The organism is Rhizobium sp. UGM030330-04, from assembly GCF_003208455.1.
Lineage (GTDB): Bacteria > Pseudomonadota > Alphaproteobacteria > Rhizobiales > Rhizobiaceae > Agrobacterium > Agrobacterium rhizogenes_A.
Genome location: NZ_QKML01000009.1, coordinates 185,364 through 203,450, shown reverse-complemented (window position 1 = coordinate 203,450; position 18,087 = coordinate 185,364). Strand labels below are relative to the sequence as shown.

Genomic DNA, 18,087 nt, shown 5'->3' with positions numbered 1-18,087 from the left:
CGAATTTGTCATTCGTTCTGTGAAACTGGCGTTTTGCACCGTTCCATTCTTTCCCGTAATCATATATGGCCATAATGACCCTTTTCCAATGAGGAAAGCGGGTAAGTTGATGCGAGAATGGAATGGATCCGCGCAGAAGACTGGTCCCTGACATCGTCACCCTGCAGGCGTTCGAATGCGCGGCACGGCATGGCAATTTTACGCGTGCGGCGGAAGAACTCAACCTCACGCAGAGCGCGGTGAGCCGGCAGATCGGCGAACTGGAAGCACAGACAGGAATGCAGCTGTTCGAGCGCATCCGCAGGCGGGTCGTGCTTTCGGAGGCGGGGCGCAAATTCCTGCCGGATGTGCGGCGCCTGTTGCAGCAATCCGAGCAGCTGATGGTGCGCGCGGTGTCGGCCGGAACATCGCACGCATCGCTTTCCGTCGCGACATTGCCGACATTCGGCAGCCGCTGGCTGATGCCGCGCCTCCACCGCTTCATCGACACCAATCCGGAAATAACGATCACCATCGGCTCGCGCTCGCATCCTTTCGATTTCGACGAGGAAGGGTTCGATCTCGCCATTCATTATGGCCAGCCGGTCTGGGCGCATGGCACCTGCACATTTTTGTGCAACGAGGTGATCGTGCCAGTAGCAAGCCCCGCCCTTGTGCGCCGCGCCGGAGTGAACCAGCCGCAGGATCTGACGGGGCAGCCGCTCTTGCATGTGACGACGCGGCCGAAACTGTGGACGGAATGGCTGGAGATGAACGGGGTGACGGCGGACAATGCCTATCAGGGCAGCCGTTTCGACCAGTTCTCGATGATCATCGAGGCAGCCGCAAGCGGCATCGGCTTTGCCCTTTTGCCGAAATATCTCATCGAGGCGGAAATCGTCTCGGGCCGCCTCGAAATCGTCTTCGACATCCCCCTGCAGACCGACAAGAGCTATTACGTCGCCCTGCCGGAAGGACGGCAGGACAATGCACTCGCCCGCGCCTTTCAGGCCTGGCTGCTCGAGCAGGTCGGCAAGCCGGTGTAATCCGTCATCCGCTCAGTTCGAAGGGCGGAGGGAAACATCATCCAGCCCCGGAAGATCGGGACCGACGGGCACGATACGGGTCGGATTGAGCGCCTTGATGGAATAATAACCGCGCTTGATATGGTCGATATTGACCGTGTCGCGCACGCCCAGAACGTTCAGTATCCGCATCATATAGGCCTGCAGCGCGGGATAATCAGCGATGCGGCGAAGATTGCATTTGAACAGGCCGTAATAGGCGGCATCGAACCGCACCAGCGTCACGAAAAGCCGGACGTCCGTTTCGGTCAGCAGATCGCCGAACAGGAAAGGCCCGCCTGAGACGAGGCGCTTTTCGAGTTCCTGAAGTGTTTCGAACACATCGGCGAAAGCCTCTTCATAAGCAACCTGCGTGGTGGCGAAACCGGTTCTGTAAACGCCGTTGTTGAGACGCGGATAGATGTGGTCATTGAGAGCGTCGATCTCATCCCGCAGCGCTTCCGGATACAGGTCCAGGCTATTGTCGGCCAGATCGCCGAAACCGGAATTCAACATGCGCAGAATATCGGCGGATTCGTTGTTGACGATGGTTTTCGTCTTTTTGTCCCATAGCACGGGCACGGTGGCGCGGCCGGTATAATGGGGATCCGCGCTGGTATAGACCTCATGCATATAGGTGAAACCGTTGAGCGCATCGCGGTCCGAGCCCGGATAGTCGCCGAATTTCCAGCCCTCGTCGGAAAGGGCGGGCTCGACAACGGAAACGGAAATCACCTCTTCCAGCTTCTTCAGCTTTCGGCCGATCAGCGTGCGCGATGCCCAGGGGCAGATCAGCGCGACGTAAAGATGATAGCGGCCGGGCTCGGCCGCAAAACCGCCCGCACCCGTCGGCCCCGCCGAACCGTCAGGCGTCACCCAGTTGCGGAAGCCGGAGGTCTGACGGACAAAGCCGCCCTTCCTGTCGGTCGCCTGCACCGGATGCCATTCGGCGGTCCATTTTCCATCCACGAGCATTTGCGGCTCCCCGTTCATCTAGAGATGAAAGCCTTATGGGCCGGGTTGCCGCCGCTTCACAAGCCGCGCTTCGGTTGACGCACTGTTTCCGATCAAGGGTGAATTCAGAGACGATTGCGGAAAAACGGGTTCCAGCGCACGGTGCCAAGCCTCACCTTTTCGCGGATCATCGTCAGCAGTCCCGATGCGGCGATGACGGCCAGACCAAGCACGGCGACCGCATCCGGATATTCGTGGAAGAAGGCCATGCCGATCGCCACCGCCCAGAGGATTTGCGAATAATGCGACGGCGCGATCTGGCTTGCCGGCGCGATGCGGGTTGCGACCAGAAGGGTGATCTGCCCAGTCGCCGTGCAAAGGCCGATGAAGGCGAAGGCCAGGAGCTGGTGCAGGTTTGGCATGACGAAATCGGGAATGGCGGCAATACCATTGAAGGTGAGGCCGTAGATCAGCAGCACACCCATGATCGAGGTGCGCTTTTCCTTGCCCGCAAGCGAGCGCAGCAAAACGATGGTCATCGCCGCGAGGAACGCGACGCCGATGGCGGCGAAATGCCCGAGTTCGAGTGTCTTGAAGCCCGGCCGCACGACGAGGATCACGCCGACGATGCCGGCCAGAACCGCCGCCCAGCGCCATGGACCGATGTTCTCCTTCAGGACCACGGCGGAAAGCACGGTGACGAAGAGCGGCGACAGGAAGATCAGCGCATAGGCCTCCGCCAGCGGAATGGTGGTGAAGGCATAGATGCCGAAAATACCGGCGAAAAGGCCGGAGATGGCGCGCCCGTGCACGGCGAAGGGCCGGCTCATGCGCCAGAATTCACGCCACCTTTCCTCACGCGGCTTGCTGAAGAAAATGAAGATGCCGGAAAACAGAATGCTGAAGAAGCCGATTTCGAAAACGCTGATCTGCGATCCAAGCGACTTGATGGTGGCATCGCCCATGGAAAAGGTCGCATAAGCGAACAGACCGAGCAGAAAACCCTTTTGCATTTGACCTCCCCGAACACCGACCGCAACGCAAAGTTTCTCCCGGCCGCGTTAAACGCGACCCGGACGCCCCTTTGTGGGACAGACAGTCTGGCAGATTTGATCCTCACCCTATGGCTAGACCCGGCTACCTATGAGTGCAAGCCGGAAAAACCGCAAAATGACCCGATTGAACACGACCGGTGCAAATGGCTGCAAGGTGCGGCAAATTTGTCCCGCCATGGCCATCACATCCCCGTCATGGAAAGAGGTTAGCCGGTGTTGATCGTGGCGCTTGGCGACGGGCATGAAGGCGGCTAAATATTATCGTGTGTTTTTCGCCCGCCGGTTTCCCCGGCTGGTATTGCCGCGTTAACATGGCCTCGCTAACCGAAAGGAATAAGAATGCGGATTGTAATGATCGGTTCGGGTTATGTCGGCCTCGTGTCCGGCGCGTGTTTTGCGGATTTCGGCCATGACGTGGTCTGCGTCGACAAGATGCCGGAGAAGATCGAAGCCCTGAAAAATGGCCACATCCCGATCTTCGAGCCGGGTCTCGATGTCATCGTCGCCAACAATGCCAAGGCCGGGCGGCTGAGCTTCACCACAGACCTTTCCGCAGCCGTCGCCAATGCCGATGTCGTCTTCATCGCGGTCGGCACGCCCTCGCGGCGCGGCGATGGCCATGCCGATCTCGGTTATGTCTATGCGGCGGCGAAAGAGATCGCCCATGCGCTTGATGGTTTCACCGTCATCGTCACCAAATCCACCGTTCCCGTCGGCACCGGTGATGAGGTGGAACGCATCATTCACGAGGAAAACCCCTCGGCCGATTTCGCCGTCGTCTCCAACCCGGAATTCCTGCGCGAAGGCGCCGCCATCGAAGATTTCAAGCGGCCGGACCGCATCGTCGTCGGCCTTTCGGACGAGCGTGCCCGCCCCGTCATGACCGAGGTTTACCGCCCGCTTTACCTCAACCAGTCGCCGCTGCTCTTCACGACGAGGCGCGCTTCCGAACTGATCAAATATGCCGCCAATGCCTTTCTGGCGATGAAGATCACCTTCATCAACGAAATGGCGGACCTGTGCGAAAAGGTCGGCGCCAATGTGCAGGATGTTTCGCGCGGCATCGGTCTCGATGGCCGCATCGGCTCGAAATTCCTGCATGCCGGCCCCGGTTATGGCGGCTCCTGTTTCCCGAAGGACACGCTGGCGCTTGCGAAAACCGCGCAGGATTATGATGCGCCGGTGCGGCTGATCGAGACCACCATCGCCATCAACGACAACCGCAAACGCGCCATGGGCCGCAAGGTCATCAATGCGGTGGGCGGCGATGTGCGCGGCAAGAAGATCGCCGTGCTTGGCCTGACCTTCAAACCGAATACCGACGACATGCGCGACAGCCCGGCAATCGCCATCATCCAGACCCTGCAGGATGGCGGCGCGAAAGTGGTCGGTTACGATCCGGAAGGCATGGCGAATGCACGCCACCTGATGGAGGATATCGAATACGCGGCCGGCCCCTACGAAGCGGCGGAAGACGCTGACGCCGTGGTGATCGTGACGGAATGGAACCAGTTCCGCGCACTCGACCTGCCGCGCCTGAAGGCAATCATGAAAAGCCCTGTTCTGGTGGACCTGCGCAATATCTATCGCACGGATGAGGTCGCCGCGCATGGCTTCATCTATGCCGCAGTCGGTCGCCCGCACGAAGGCGGTTCCGGCAACGGCGCTTAAGGGTTTCGCTTCGCAATTTCATTAAAAGGTTTTTTGCGCTTCGGTCAGACCGCAAACGCACCAACGGATTCGGGATATAATCATCATGCGTTATCTGGTTACCGGCACGGCTGGCTTCATCGGCTTTTACGTCGCAAAGCGGCTGCTGGATGCCGGCCATTTCGTGACCGGCTTCGACGGCATGACGAAATATTACGATGTCAGCCTGAAAGAAAAACGCCACGCCATCCTTTCCCGCTCCAACGGTTTCCGGGCCGAAATCGGTATGCTGGAAGATACGGATGCGCTGAAGCGCGCGGCGGAGGCCGCCGAACCTGAGATCATCATCCACCTCGCCGCACAGGCAGGCGTCCGTTACAGCCTTGAAAATCCGCGCGCCTATATCGATTCCAACCTCATCGGCTCGTTCAACATGCTGGAGCTCGCCAGAAGCCTTGAGGTCAAACACCTGATGCTGGCATCCACCTCCTCCATCTACGGCGCCAACGAGAAAATACCCTTCGCGGAAAGCGACAAGGCCGACGAGCCGATGACGCTTTATGCCGCCACCAAAAAATCGATGGAGCTGATGGCGCACAGCTATGCCCATCTGTACAAGCTGCCCACCACGGCCTTCCGTTTCTTCACGGTCTACGGTCCATGGGGACGGCCGGACATGGCGCCGATCAAATTCGTCGACGCCGTTTCCAACGGCCGGCCGATCGACATTTACGGGCAAGGCAATATGAGCCGCGATTTCACCTATATCGATGATCTCGTGGAAGGCATCGTCCGGCTGAGCGCGGTCATCCCTTCCGAGGAAAACCGCGTCACGCAGGAAGGCGTCATCGATACGCTCTCGCACCACGCGCCCTTCCGTGTGGTCAATATTGGCGGCGGCCAGCCGGTGGAACTAATGCATTTCGTGGAAACAGTCGAAAAGGCGGTCGGAAAACCGGCGATCCGCAACATGCTGCCGATGCAGCAGGGCGATGTGCCCCGCACATTCGCCTCGCCGGATCTGCTGAGAGCCCTCACCGGTTACGTGCCGCAAACCCCGGTCGAGGAGGGCATCAAGGCCCTCGTCGCCTGGTATCGCGAGATGCATCCGGCCGAATTACGGGAATAACCTCACAGCGTCGCCAGCAGGCGGTTGGATATGGTGCCGCCGGAAGCGCTCTGCATGGTAATCTTGGTTTCCACGGCCTCGATGATCGTGTCACTGAAATCCATCTCGGTGAGATCACGGATATTGGAAAGTCCGCCCGGAGAAAAGACGTTCACTTCCAGTATTTTGTCACCGACGATATCGAGCCCGACGAGGAACATGCCGTCCTCCACCAGCTTCGGTCGCACCATTTCGGCAAGCGCCACGATCTCATCCGTCACCTTCACGGCCTCGGCGGTGCCTTTGGCATGGATGTTTGAGCGCAGATCGCCCTTGGCAGGCACACGGCGAAGGGCGGCATATTTGCCGTCCCGCATCAGCGGACGGCCATTCATCATGAAAAAGCGGATATCGCCGTCCTTCGCAGCCGGCAGATAGGCCTGCGCGATCAGATAACCCTCAAGGCTGACCGCCTCGAAAATCTGGTTGAGATTGGTCTCCTTGCTGGAGCCGATCTTGAAGACATTCTTGCCGCCGGAACCCTGCAGCGGCTTGACGATGACACCCTTGGGGTGCGCATCGGCAAAGGCGCGGATTTCCTCGACATTGCGCGAAATGATCGTGGTTGGGCGGACAATTTCGGGAAAGCTCTGAAAATAGAGCTTGTTCTGCGCCAGCGCCAGACCTTCGGGATCGTTCAGCACCACGACGCCGCGCTGTTCGGCAAGCCGCCCGAACAGGATGCCGGCATGCACCGCCCATGGCCGCGTCGTCTGGTCGAGCGAGGGGTCGTTGCGCAGCATCAGCGCATCGATTTCCTCGACATCCATGGTGCGCCGCTCCAGCGCCTTGTCCTGAAGCGTGGAATGGAACGTCTCTCCTTTCTTGATTTTACCCTTCGGCAGCACGGTGGCATGAATGGTCAGGCTGTCATCCGAGCGTAATGTGAAATCGCCGGGCGTCAGATAGACCACCTCATGGCCGCGATTGAGCGCCGCCATGGCAAGCAGGCCGGTCGCGTAGTTCGGTCCTTCTGTTTCGATGGAATTGACGAAAAATGCGATACGCATGAAGCCCCTCCTATAATGTCGCCAGTTCGGCAATGGATAATCCCGCCCGTATTTTTTCCAGCCGTTCATTGGCCTTGGCGGGCAGCAGGAATGCGGGTCTGACGCCCGGCGGGCGAAGCAGGCCGCGCAGGGCCAGCTCCTGCATCACCGGAAAATGGGCGGCGGCAATCTTGCCCATCCAGAACGGATCGAGCGCCCCGCCCCTGCGCAGATGGTCCAGCACTTCAGCCAGCCCGCGCAGATAGATCGCGTCCTTGGAAAGACCGCCGCCGCGATAGATGCGCAGCACCATGTTGAAGGCGCCAGCCTCATCGAAACCGTGCTCGCGGGTCATGGTGCGGAAGGTCTCCACGAAAGTCGCCCCATCCAGCATGGCTGCGCAGCCGACGACACGGCCGGCGATCAACCGCAGACGCTCACGCGTCATGCCACCGGCCAGATATTCCGCCAGCACCGCCAGTCCCTCCTGCACGCCCTCATAACCGGAAAGGCCGGTGCGGAAGAGCCGCAGCCCCTGAAACGAGCCGTTGAAATAGGTGAGAAGATGCACGCCGATCTCATGCGACAGCAGCGCCTCGACACGACGCTGTTCCATGACGGTATGGCGGGAAATCAGAAGCTTCTCGCCCGTCACCATCAGGCCCGGCGGCAGGTCGTCGCGAATTTCGACGCGCGCCTTGAACTCCGGGTCTTCGGCAAGATAGGTCTCGACCATTTCCCGTGACTTTTTGGCGACGGCGTAACAATCAACCATGGCGATTTCGCCGCCCTCCTCCCTGCGCGGGCAATCCGCAAGTACGCGTAGCGCCAGTGTCAGGAGCGCCGGTTCGACCGCACCGTACAAGGCACGCGAAAAATCGGTGAAGGTGCGATGATGCAGGTTCGCGAGCATCGTCAGCTGCAGATCGATTTCCTGCTGTTTTTCCCGGTAGAGATGATAGAGTACGGGATCTTCCAGATGGTCGAAGACGACGGAATAGAGCTTGCGTTTCTGCTCCTCGACATCGACGCCGAGCGGTCGGTAAAGCAGGCGGGGCGCGAACTGGAAGCCGCCGTCGCGAAATTCCTCGAAGGCCCGGCGGGCGTTGATGGGCGTGACGGACAAAAGAAAATCGAAGGATGAGACAATATCGTCGATCGACCGGTCGGCGCGTCTGACGGCATCGACAAAGGCCTTGCGGCCAAGCGCCCGGTGGCTGGTGACCTTCAGTGCATCCATACCGGAAGAGAAGGACGAGAAGGCCTGCAGACCCGCATCGAAAAGATCGGCGATCATCGTCTCGCGCAGGCCGGGATAATCGGCACCGGATTCCGGCTGGCGATAGATCGGCGCAAACCGCACGCTGATGCAGGGGAAATCCAGACCGGCATTCTGAAACCTGAGGATCGGATCGGATTCCGGTTCCGGCCGGGTGATGCGCGGCGTGCGAAAACGCACTTCGGCATCGCAGACCGCTTTGATGAAGACCCGCCGTGCTTCCTGCGTTTCCGGTTCCGAGGTCGCCGAAACGGAAACCTCATAATGTGGAAGGAAAGGCGAGTCGTCCGCCAGCAGGATATCGTGTTCCAGCTCGCCGATATCGAGAACGATGAAGGCGCCGAAACGCTGCCACATGGCAGCACCAACCGCCTTGATCAGCGGTGCGGCCTCCTGAATGGTGGAAGCGATGAGATAGGAGGCATGGGCAGCGGCGATATCGCGCGCGGCGAGATCTTTCGTGCCACCGGTCAGATGCAGACAGAGGAACGGCAATGGCCGGTCGATATGCAGCCGGCCGTCCTTTCCGAGATCACGGCGGATCGCCTTGCCCGACGCCAGGCAGGACACGACATCATCCACCAGATCGGCAAGGGGGGCAGGTGCGCTGCGAGCGGAGGAAACGCTCATCGCCGCGACCTCAGGCATTCTTCGAGAACCGGCTGAAGGGCTGCGATCGTATCGCCGATATCCGCGATCACCCGCGTATCCGGCTTTCCCGTCCATTCGTCCATGAAGAATTTCTTGAACTCAATCGCAATGGCGCAGCCGTTTTCGGCAAAACGCTCATGGATGAAACGGGTCTGCTCGCCCTTGCCCTGAAAGGCGACATTCTCGCGAACATCGAGGCGGCGTCCGCCGATGGTCGCCGAGGCGAAATGGCGCCCGACCGTGCTCACGATATCGCCCCAGCGGCTGCGATCCATGGAAAAGGTGCCGATATTGATGTCGGGCGCCTCCGCCTGTGCCGTCGGCGGCGCGGCAGCGCCCTGCCGGCGATGATTGTAGCTGTGCACATCCAGCACCACGAAAACGCCGTGCCGTCGCTCGACAGCTGAAAGAACCGCTTCAAGCATCGCGTAATAATCCGCATGAAAATCAAGCGATTGCCGGACCGCCTCTCGCGATGGCTCCTCCTTCCAGACCTCAAGCCCCCAGGATTGTTCCGGCTTCAGATAGATCGCCTGATCGGCGGCACGGTTGAGATCGATTTCGAAACGGGAATGGTGAACGACGAGACGGTTCGTCAGCCCCGCGATCATCTGTCCGGTAAAGGGGTCTTCCTCCCGCAGCCGCCCGTCGGCGGATAGAGCCATGCGGCCGGCTATGTCGGGGCGGATGAAATGACCGTCGTGAATGGCCGTTCCGACAACGGGCGAATGGCCGAAGTCGATCGACCAGAACCCCCTGTGTTCATCGTTGCCTGTGTATTCACCGCCGCTCTGTCTGGCTGTCATGCCGCCTCCCCTGCATCAGGGGTAAGCCGCCCCTGCATCGCGGATAAAACAGCGCGACTTGCCCGTTTGTTCCGGTAAAAATTGCGCGCTATTCATTTGCGCCCGGCGATGACACCCCTTGAAAAACTGCGGAACCACACCGGAAAGCTGACATCGTTCTGGGAGAAGCGCCGTGTCAAACGGAAGCGATGGCGCTGAAGGACATCGGGATTTTTCCGTTTTCTCTGGGTGGCTCCGGCAAACGGGCGCGCGCCAGGACTTCGGTCAATGCCGCCGCCCGGAAAAAGGCGGCGTGAGGCCATTCAGGACATGCAAAAGAAAAACCGGAATGGTCACCCATTCCGGTTTTTATTGTCTTGAAGCCGGTGAAAATTACGGCAGCGTGTAGGCGATCACGTAATCGCCCGGCTTGGTTCCAACCGAACCGTGGCCACCCGCAACCATAACGACATATTGCTTGCCGCTATCCAGCGCGTAGGTCATGGGGGTGGCCTGTCCGCCGGCCGGCAGACGCGCTTCCCACAGCTGCTTGCCCGTGGTGAGGTCATAGGCGCGCAGGTAGTTGTCGACGGCAGCGCCGAGGAAAGCCACGCCGCCCTTGGTGATCATCGGACCGCCAATGCCCGGCACGCCAACCTTGAAGGGCAGCGGCAGCGGTGTCATGTCATAGACCGTGCCGTTCTTGTGCTTGTAGGCGATATCGCCGGTGCGCAGATCGGCACCCGCGACATAACCCCATGGCGGCGCCTGGCAGGGGATTTGCAGCGGACCGAGGAACGGCCCCATGAAGACGCCATAGGGCGCGCCATCATTGCGGTTCAAGCCCTGCTCGCTGCCTTTCTCATCCTGCCCCTTCGGCGGGATCTGATCGCGCGGAACGAGCCTGGAGGTGAAGGCAAGATATGTCGGCATGCCGAACATGACCTGACGTTCCGGATCCACCGCCACGCTGCCCCAGTTGAACGTGCCGAAATTACCCGGATAGATGATCGAGCCATTGAGCGAGGGCGGCGTATAGCGACCCTTGTAGTTCAGCTGATGGAAACGGATACGGCAGGCAAGCTGGTCGAACATGGAGACGCCCCACATGTCCTTTTCCTGCAACGGCGCCGGCTTGAAAGACAGGGCCGTCGTCGGCTGCGTCGGGGAGGTGAAGTCCTCCGGGATCGCCCCGCCCGGTGCCGGTTCTTCCGTGATCGGCAGAAGCGGCTCGCCGGTGCGCCGGTCCAGCACATAGATGTCGCCCTGCTTGGTGGGTCCGACAAGGGCCGGCACGGTCTGGCCGTCCTTGGTGATGTCAAGCAGCACCGGCTGAGCCGGAACATCCATGTCCCAGAGGTCGTGATGGACCGTCTGGCGCACCCACCGGTCCTTGCCCGTGTTGATGTCGAGCGCGACAATGGAAGAGGAGTATTTCTCCACATTCTCGCTGCGGCCCATACCGAGCTGGTCCGGCACCTGATTGCCGAGCGGAACGTAAACGAGGCCAAGGCCCTCGTCATAGCTCAGTACCGACCAGCTGTTCGGCGAGTTGGTGGTATAGGTCTCGCCCGCCGCAATCGGCTCGGTCTTTTCCGGATTGCCGGAATCCCAGTTCCAGATCAGCGCACCGCTGTTCACATCGAAAGCACGGATGACGCCAGACTGTTCCTGCGTGGAATAGTTGTCGTTCACCGCGCCGCCGATGATGATCTTGCCCGCCGCGATGACGGGCGGCGAGGTCGAATAATAATAACCGGCAGGATTGTATTTCATGCCCTGTTCGAGATGCAGAACACCCTGATCGGCAAAGGAGGTGCAGACCTGACCGGTCGCGGCATCAAGCGCGATCAGCCGCGCATCCGAGGTCGGCAGGTAGACGCGCTCGGCGCATGCCGTGCCTTGGGCGGCATTCGGTTCGGCATAATAGGAAACCCCGCGGCACGTCTGGTGCTGGCGGTCCGGATTGAGACCGACATTCGGGTCGTATTTCCACTTTTCCTCGCCGGTTGCCGCATCGATGGCAATCGCCCAATTATGCGGCGTGCAAATATAAAGCGTGTTGCCGACCTTCAGCGGTGTCACCTGATAGGTGGTTTCGCCGACATCGTCAGGCAGCTTCACGTCGCCCGTCTGGTAACGCCAGGCTTCCTTGAGCTGCGAAACATTGTCGACATTCACCTGGGTCAGCGGTGAATAACGCTGGCCATAGGGCGTGCGGCCATATTGATGCCAGTCGCCATCGGGCACGTTGCCACCATAGGCCGGCGCCGCGGACGCCGTCTCCTGAGGCAGGGAACCCGCCTGATCATGCGGATCCTGCGTCATGGAATATCCCGCCACCACGATGGAAGCGAGAACCGATAGCGCAAGCGGCCAGGCATTGGGACCGTAATTCAGGCCGGTCGGGCTGGCAAAACCAAGCGGCCTTCTCACCCACGGGACCAGAAGCCACAGGCCAATGAGAATGATGAGGCCGCCACGCGGGCCAAGCTGCCACCAGTCGAAGCCGACTTCCCAGACAGCCCAGACGAGCGTCGCGACAATGAAGACAGCATAGACATGGAGTGCGGCGCGATTGCGCTTGAACAGCAGAATGGCCGTCAAAAGGAAGGCCAGTCCGGAAAGAACATAATAAAAACTGCCGCCCAGCATCACCAGCTGGGAGCCGAAACCGAACAGCGCAAGGCCGATCAGCGTAAGAACAACTGCAGTGACGGTGACTGCCATGAATGAAACCCCCGATTCCTGTCACTTTGCGTGAAATGAAATCGGGGCCAATCTGGTTCCATACAAACTGTTCATTTGTCGTGAAAAATTTCACGCCATGGTCGTTACGGGTTCTGCGGCGCCCCCGTCGAGTCCTGACGCGAGGGGTTTGCGTCCGTCGAGGCGGGCGGCGAAGCGCCGCCATTGGCGGGATTGTTGTCGAAGCTTCCCGTTCCGGAAGGCTGCTGCGGCACGGGCGCAGTCTCGGTCTGCGTGTTTTGCGGGCGGTTTTCATCCGGTTCGAAAACCGAATATTCGACGACCGCCCAGACCACCAGCGCAAGAAGAAAGCTGACAATCAGGATCACAAGCACCGGGCGTCCGCTGGACCCTTGCCGTGCCCGTGTTGCCGTCTCTCTTTTCGGTGCGTCGCGACCGTGAAGATAGCTGGCATTTTCTCTGGCCATGTCGTTTACTCCCTGTAACCCTGTCGATTTAATCCACAGGGTCACAGTTTGGTTCCAGACAGCCCGGGAACGCCTTCAGTTACATTCTGCCGGATGGCAGCCGACATCCGGATCGCCGCCGGCAGCCATATCGACCGCGCTGAAGTTCTGCCCAAGCCCCAGCCAGGAAAGTGCCTGCCGCGCATCGGCATCTTCCATGTCGGGCAGCGTATCCGGCAAGGTTTCGGTTCCCGCCGCGCCGGCAAAGGTCTGATTTGGCCGCAAAGGCACGCGTGCCGCGCCGAGTTCGAAATGTCCGCCGGCGGCCCGGTATTTTTTTGCCTCAATGCGGCGGCTGCGCCATACCGGCAGCATTTCCAGAAAAGTAAGAATTCTAAACATCATGATTGTCGGAAATAAATATCAACTAAAACAGCGTTCCCACTGTGACATGTTCGCCGGCAATGTGCACCCCCCGTGGCTTCACAACCACAGCGAATGGTCAGATTGTGCCAGCAAACCGGCATAAAGTGTCAGATCAACCGCAAAAACCGTTGTCAGCGGCCAAGCTGCACGATCCATCGCGTCCATTCGGCGCTGTCCGGCTTCAGTATATCCGATGTGGCGTCACGGCTTTCCGACGCGAAATGACGCAGCTGGCGCGGCGACAGACCAAAGGTCTTTTTGAAGGCGCGGCTGAAGTTTTCCGGATTGGTGAAGCCATAGGTCGCGGCCACCTCCGCGATTGTCATATGGCCCGATTGCGGTGACCGCAGGAAATCCATCGCCCGCTCAAGCCGCCGATGGGTGATACATGCCGAAAAACCGCCCAGCGGCTCAAAAAGCCGATAAACGGTGCGGCGCGACACCCCGAATTCGGCCATGACCTTCCCCACTGAAAGGGCAGGATCGAGAAGGTGACTGTCGATATAACGCCGGATGGATGCCCTCAACGCACGCTGGACGCCTTCGGCATTGTCCTCCCGAACGTGATTGTTGATGGCAGCCGCGGCGAGTTCCAGCAGCGGCGAGACCGTGGCCGCGCCGTCGCTGGCGGTCATGACATCGAAATGGCGGTAAACGCTCGTCATCGTTTCCCGCAGCAACGATACCAGCGGCAGACCCGCCGGCAGCACGCGCTCATGATGATTGCCGGAGCCGATGAGCCTGCCCTCCAGCAGACGGCGCGGCACGACAAGGCTCAGGTGATCGTGATCCGTCGTGGCTGTGGCGAGGGGCTGCGCCATGTCGATGATATAGAGATCTCCCGGACCGGCGGTTTCGCCCGTTCCGCGCCGCGACATGCTTTGTCCCCGGGCATAAAACTGCAGGAGAAAACCGTCCATGCCGTCGCGGGCCAGCTTGTGGCGCGAACGGTCGAAATCCTGTGCCGATGACTGGGTGCGGCCGAGCGCGACATTGCCGATGAAAGCGGCGTCCACGCTTGCAGAGAAACCGTCATCCGGCGATCTGCGCAGGCGCGCGTCAAACAGCACGTTGATCGAATCCTGCCACAACGTCAGCGCATCACGTTTCGGCACCTGACGTGTATCGAAGCGCGAGCGCGCCAGCGGCGCTTCAAAAGACCCTGTGTTCATTATTATCAGCTGTTCCGTGAACACGGCGCTGACCCCGCCGTCCGCGAAAACTATACAGGATTGAAATCGCCTAACAATGCCGGATGCCGGCGAGACGGTTCGCCGGAGGCGGGTGCGCGAAAATTATTTCGCGGTCCAGCCGCCGTCGATGGAAATAGTCGTTCCCGTGATCGACCGCGCCATGTCGCCCGCAAGATAAAGCGCCATTTCCGCCACTTCTTCCGGTTGCACAAACCGTCTGGTCGGCTGCGGCGCAAGCATCACCTTTTTCACCACCTCCTCCTCGCTCATGCCATGCACCCGCGCCTGATCGGCAACCTGTGCGGCGACAAGCGGCGTCCAGACGTAACCGGGGCAGATGGCGTTGCAGGTGATGCCGAGTTCGGCCACTTCCAGCGCCACGCTTTTCGTCAGCCCCACCACCGCATGTTTGGTCGCGACATAAGGCCCCTTGAAGGGCGAGGCGCGCAGGCCGTGGGCGGAAGCGATGTTGACGATGCGGCCCCAACCCCTTTCCTTCATGCCCGGCAAGGCCGCATGGATGGTGTGAAACGCGCTGTCGAGCGAGATAGCGACGATGCGGGAGAAATCGGCGAAATCGAACTCGTCGATCGGCGCGACCTTCTGGATGCCGGCATTGTTGACCAGCACATCGATATGGCCGAATTCGGCGATGACGGTTTCCGGCAGATGGGCGCTTTCGTCGTAGTTTGCGAGGTTGGCCGAAAAATAGACCGGCCTGTGCCGTGCCACCTTCGCGACCGCCTCCAGCGCCTGCCTCGCCTCCTCCGCCGTCTCTATGCCATGCACAGCAACCAGAAATCCCGCCTCGGCGAAACGCTTGGCGATGGCGAGCCCGATGCCGCTGGTGGAACCCGTGACGAGCACGGTTTTCGGTTGATCCTCCATCGGCCTAGTCCTTCAGCTGCGGCAGGTTGCGGTAAAGTTCGAGCGCTTCGGGATTGGCAAGCGCATCGGCATTCTTCACCGGCCGGTCATGGATGGTGTCGCGCACCGCGATTTCGGAAATCTTGCCGGAGCGTGTGCGGGGAATGGCGCTGACGGCAATGATCCTTGCCGGCACATGCCGTGGCGTCGCGCCCGAACGGATGCGGCTGCGGATGGTCTTTTCCAGCTCCTCCGTCAGGGCCGTACCTTCCTTCATGCGCAGGAAAAGGATGACCCGCTGGTCGCCCTCGATATCCTGCCCCACGGCGATGGCTTCCTCGACCTCTGGCACGGTTTCCACCTGCCGGTAGATTTCGGCCGTGCCGATGCGAACACCACCGGGATTGAGCGTCGTATCCGAACGCCCATGGATGACATAACCGCCGGATGGGCGCATTTCGGCAAAGTCGCCATGCGCCCATATGCCCGGAAACCGGTCGAAATAGGCGGCCCGATACCGTGAACCGTCCTCATCGCCCCAGAATTTGACCGGCATGGACAGATGCGCATTGCGGCAGACGAGTTCGCCGGCAACGCCGCGAACGGAACGGCCCTCGTCATCAAGCGTGTCGATATCCATGCCGAGCATCGCGCCCTGCAATTCGCCGCGATGCACGGGCTGCAACGGATTACCGCCGAGGAAACAGGCGCAGATATCCGTGCCGCCGGAGATGGAGGCGAGATGCACGTCGGCCTTCCAGTCGCGATAGATATAATCGAAGGATTGCGGGATGAGCGGCGAGCCGGTGGAGAGAATTGTCCTCAGCGACGAAAGATCGTGGCTTTCGCGCGGCTTCAGCCCGGCCTTCAGGCAGGCGTCGATAAACTTCGCCGACGTGCCGAAAGTGGCGATCCGTTCGGCGTCGATGAGATCGATCAGCCGCGCGGGGTTGGGATAACCGGGATTGCCGTCATAGGTGACGAGCGTTGCGCCGAGCGCCAGACCGGAAACCTGCCAGTTCCACATCATCCAGCCGCAGGTGGTGAAATAGAAGAAGCGCTCCCCTTCCTGAATATCGCATTGCAGTTTCAGCTCCTTCATGTGCTGAAGAAGCAGACCGCCGCCGGAATGGGTGATGCATTTCGGCTTGCCTGTCGTGCCGGAGGAATAAAGGATCGCCAGCGGCGCCTTGACGGGCAGACGGTTGAAGGCAATCTCGCCCGCCGCATAGGGCGCGACGAAATCCGTAAGCGTCACACAGCCGAGATCGGCAAGGCTTTCGGGAACGGCATCGCAGATCAGCACGATCTTTTCAGGAGCCGCACTTTCCGCCACGGCGCGGATGGTCGGGCCGACATCGATGCGTTTGCCGGCATAACCATATTCCGGCACGGCGATGAGGATTTTCGGGCCGATCTGCGACAGGCGGTCGGAAGCTCCCGCCGGGCCGAAATCCGGCGAACAGGAGGACCAGATCGCCCCGATGGCGCTGACAGCCAGATAGCTGACGATCGCCTCGATATCATGGGTGACGATGGCCCCGACGCGATCGCCTTCCTTCACGCCGGCATGGGTAAGCGCCTGCACCATACGAGACACTTCCTCGTAAAGCTCTCTGCGGCTTATCTCGCGCCGTGTGCCGTCGTCGCGATGGGCGATGATGGCCAGCCGTTCATCCGCATCGCGCAGCAGGTTTTCGGCATAATTGAGCCTCGCGCCCGGATAGAACTCGGCCTCCCTTATCGTCGCGCCCGGTTTGAACGCGGTTTCGCCGCGCGTGCCGATAATGCCGAGTTCATCCCACAGCGCATTGTAAAATTCATCCGGCGCGTCGATGGACCAGCGCAACAGGCCGGCATAGTCATCGGCGGCCACCCCGTGCAGTTTTGCCGTTTTCGTCGCGAAGGCGAAAAGCGCCGAACGCTCCACCCTCTTCTCCGGTGGCACCCATAAGATGTCGGATGGCGCGGCGTCCGTCATGCTTCGCCCCCGCGCAGCATTTCGACGATGGCGGAAAAATCACGTCCGCCGCCGCCTTCGCCGACAAAGTTCTCATAAAGCGTCGATGCCGCTGCGCCGAGCGGGGTGGAGGCTCCGGCTCCACTCGCGGCCTCCTGCGAAAGCTTCAGATCTTTCAGCATCAGGGCCGCCGCAAATCCGGGCTGGTAATCCTTGTTGGCGGGCGATGTCGGCACCGGCCCCGGCACCGGGCAATAGGTGGTGAGCGACCAGCATTGCCCGGAAGAGGTGGAGGCGACATCGAACAGCGCCTGATGCGAAAGGCCGAGTTTTTCGCCAAGCACGAAAGCTTCGGAAACGGCGATCATGGAAATGCCGAGGATCATGTTGTTGCAGATTTTCGCCGCCTGGCCGTTGCCGCCCTTGCCGCAATGCACGATCCTCTTGCCCATCGCCTCCAGCACCGGCTTTGCCGCAGAGAAAGCCGCAGCCTCGCCGCCGCACATGAAGGTCAAAGTGCCCGCCGCCGCCCCACCCGTGCCGCCGGAAACGGGTGCATCGACCGAGGGGCAGTGGGCGGAAGCGGCCAACTCATGCGCCTTCAGCGCGCTATCCATATCCACCGTCGAGCAATCGATAAGGAGCGTGCCGGCAGGGATTTTCCGAACCAGATCGCCATAGACGGAAACGACATGTTCGCCCTTCGGCAGCATGGTGATGATCACCTCGGCAGCTTCGATGGCCTCTGCGGAACCCGCAGCAACGGGAATGCCCGCCTCTCTCGCCGCCGCGCGGCAGGCTTCGGAAAGATCGTAACCCTGAACGGCATATCCGGCCTTGACGAGATTGGCGGCCATGGGCAGGCCCATATGTCCCAGCCCGATAAAAGCGACGGTCTTCATGGAAGCGCTC

At 60.4% G+C, this 18,087-nt stretch carries 15 protein-coding genes; 3 read left to right on the top strand and 12 right to left on the bottom strand.

Annotation, left to right across the window (positions count from 1 at the left end; translation table 11 throughout):
* The first annotated feature begins 122 nt into the window (after window positions 1–122).
* Window positions 123–1,025, top strand: coding sequence for a LysR family transcriptional regulator (locus tag N434_RS15680; protein ID WP_110759147.1), 903 nt, complete (start codon window positions 123–125; stop codon window positions 1,023–1,025).
* 12 nt (window positions 1,026–1,037) lie between these two features.
* On the opposite strand, the gene N434_RS15675 is transcribed toward N434_RS15680, so the two are convergent.
* Together N434_RS15675 and N434_RS15670 are read right to left on the bottom strand one after the other, a co-directional pair.
* Window positions 1,038–2,018 carry a glutathione S-transferase family protein gene (locus N434_RS15675; protein ID WP_110759145.1) on the bottom strand — a complete coding sequence of 327 codons (981 nt, stop codon included), beginning with the start codon at window positions 2,016–2,018 and terminating at the stop codon, window positions 1,038–1,040.
* Window positions 2,019–2,122: 104 nt separating this feature from the next.
* Entirely contained in the window at window positions 2,123–3,010 is an 888-nt protein-coding gene (locus tag N434_RS15670) for a DMT family transporter (RefSeq protein WP_065116377.1), read from the bottom strand.
* A gap of 381 nt (window positions 3,011–3,391) precedes the next feature.
* On the opposite strand from N434_RS15670, the gene N434_RS15665 reads away from it, so the two are divergent.
* Both N434_RS15665 and N434_RS15660 read left to right on the top strand, forming a co-directional pair.
* Entirely contained in the window at window positions 3,392–4,723 is a 1,332-nt protein-coding gene (locus N434_RS15665; protein ID WP_065116376.1) for a UDP-glucose dehydrogenase family protein, read from the top strand.
* Window positions 4,724–4,808: 85 nt separating this feature from the next.
* Entirely contained in the window at window positions 4,809–5,831 is a 1,023-nt protein-coding gene (locus N434_RS15660) for an NAD-dependent epimerase (protein WP_110759143.1), read from the top strand.
* 2 nt (window positions 5,832–5,833) lie between these two features.
* Here the strand turns inward: N434_RS15660 and N434_RS15655 are convergent, their stop codons facing one another.
* From N434_RS15655 to mmsB, 10 genes are all read right to left on the bottom strand, one after another.
* The gene (locus tag N434_RS15655) at window positions 5,834–6,880 is read right to left on the bottom strand and encodes a glutathione synthase (RefSeq protein WP_110759142.1); all 1,047 of its coding nucleotides are present in this window, start codon (window positions 6,878–6,880) and stop codon (window positions 5,834–5,836) included.
* 10 nt (window positions 6,881–6,890) lie between these two features.
* Window positions 6,891–8,768 (bottom strand): flavohemoglobin expression-modulating QEGLA motif protein, encoded by a 1,878-nt coding sequence (locus N434_RS15650; RefSeq protein ID WP_110759194.1) that lies wholly within the window; start codon window positions 8,766–8,768, stop codon window positions 6,891–6,893.
* Entirely contained in the window at window positions 8,765–9,595 is an 831-nt protein-coding gene (locus N434_RS15645; protein WP_110759140.1) for an N-formylglutamate amidohydrolase, read from the bottom strand. The genes N434_RS15650 and N434_RS15645 overlap by 4 nt, the downstream gene beginning before the upstream one ends.
* A 372-nt stretch (window positions 9,596–9,967) precedes the next feature.
* Entirely contained in the window at window positions 9,968–12,304 is a 2,337-nt protein-coding gene (locus N434_RS15635) for a glucose/quinate/shikimate family membrane-bound PQQ-dependent dehydrogenase (protein ID WP_110759138.1), read from the bottom strand.
* A gap of 104 nt (window positions 12,305–12,408) precedes the next feature.
* Window positions 12,409–12,750, bottom strand: coding sequence for a hypothetical protein (locus N434_RS15630; protein ID WP_065116370.1), 342 nt, complete (start codon window positions 12,748–12,750; stop codon window positions 12,409–12,411).
* 75 nt (window positions 12,751–12,825) lie between these two features.
* Entirely contained in the window at window positions 12,826–13,131 is a 306-nt protein-coding gene (locus N434_RS15625) for a hypothetical protein (RefSeq protein ID WP_065116411.1), read from the bottom strand.
* Window positions 13,132–13,286: 155 nt separating this feature from the next.
* On the bottom strand, window positions 13,287–14,327 hold the full coding sequence (locus tag N434_RS15620; protein ID WP_286172282.1) for a helix-turn-helix domain-containing protein: 1,041 nt from the start codon (window positions 14,325–14,327) through the stop codon (window positions 13,287–13,289).
* Window positions 14,328–14,450: 123 nt separating this feature from the next.
* Window positions 14,451–15,236 (bottom strand): 3-hydroxybutyrate dehydrogenase, encoded by a 786-nt coding sequence (locus N434_RS15615; RefSeq protein ID WP_110759134.1) that lies wholly within the window; start codon window positions 15,234–15,236, stop codon window positions 14,451–14,453.
* A gap of 4 nt (window positions 15,237–15,240) precedes the next feature.
* Window positions 15,241–17,196, bottom strand: a complete 1,956-nt coding sequence (locus N434_RS15610; RefSeq protein WP_110759132.1) for an acetoacetate--CoA ligase — start codon at window positions 17,194–17,196, stop codon at window positions 15,241–15,243.
* Window positions 17,193–18,077 (bottom strand): 3-hydroxyisobutyrate dehydrogenase, encoded by an 885-nt coding sequence (gene mmsB / locus N434_RS15605; protein WP_110759131.1) that lies wholly within the window; start codon window positions 18,075–18,077, stop codon window positions 17,193–17,195. The genes N434_RS15610 and mmsB overlap by 4 nt, the downstream gene beginning before the upstream one ends.
* Window positions 18,078–18,087 lie beyond the last annotated feature (10 nt).

Excerpts from the sequence above, each read along its gene's own strand:
- mmsB (WP_110759131.1), bottom strand. The coding sequence starts at position 18,077 with ATGAAGACCGTCGCTTTTATCGGGCTGGGACATATGGGCCTGCCCATG.
- N434_RS15650 (WP_110759194.1), bottom strand. The coding sequence starts at position 8,768 with ATGAGCGTTTCCTCCGCTCGCAGCGCACCTGCCCCCCTTGCCGATCTG.
- N434_RS15665 (WP_065116376.1), top strand. The coding sequence starts at position 3,392 with ATGCGGATTGTAATGATCGGTTCGGGTTATGTCGGCCTCGTGTCCGGC.
- N434_RS15675 (WP_110759145.1), bottom strand. The coding sequence starts at position 2,018 with ATGCTCGTGGATGGAAAATGGACCGCCGAATGGCATCCGGTGCAGGCG.
- N434_RS15630 (WP_065116370.1), bottom strand. The coding sequence starts at position 12,750 with ATGGCCAGAGAAAATGCCAGCTATCTTCACGGTCGCGACGCACCGAAA.
- N434_RS15655 (WP_110759142.1), bottom strand. The coding sequence starts at position 6,880 with ATGCGTATCGCATTTTTCGTCAATTCCATCGAAACAGAAGGACCGAAC.
- N434_RS15645 (WP_110759140.1), bottom strand. The coding sequence starts at position 9,595 with ATGACAGCCAGACAGAGCGGCGGTGAATACACAGGCAACGATGAACAC.
- N434_RS15670 (WP_065116377.1), bottom strand. The coding sequence starts at position 3,010 with ATGCAAAAGGGTTTTCTGCTCGGTCTGTTCGCTTATGCGACCTTTTCC.
- N434_RS15615 (WP_110759134.1), bottom strand. The coding sequence starts at position 15,236 with ATGGAGGATCAACCGAAAACCGTGCTCGTCACGGGTTCCACCAGCGGC.
- N434_RS15660 (WP_110759143.1), top strand. The coding sequence starts at position 4,809 with ATGCGTTATCTGGTTACCGGCACGGCTGGCTTCATCGGCTTTTACGTC.
- N434_RS15680 (WP_110759147.1), top strand. The coding sequence starts at position 123 with ATGGATCCGCGCAGAAGACTGGTCCCTGACATCGTCACCCTGCAGGCG.
- N434_RS15610 (WP_110759132.1), bottom strand. The coding sequence starts at position 17,196 with ATGACGGACGCCGCGCCATCCGACATCTTATGGGTGCCACCGGAGAAG.
- N434_RS15620 (WP_286172282.1), bottom strand. The coding sequence starts at position 14,327 with ATGAACACAGGGTCTTTTGAAGCGCCGCTGGCGCGCTCGCGCTTCGAT.
- N434_RS15635 (WP_110759138.1), bottom strand. The coding sequence starts at position 12,304 with ATGGCAGTCACCGTCACTGCAGTTGTTCTTACGCTGATCGGCCTTGCG.
- N434_RS15625 (WP_065116411.1), bottom strand. The coding sequence starts at position 13,131 with ATGTTTAGAATTCTTACTTTTCTGGAAATGCTGCCGGTATGGCGCAGC.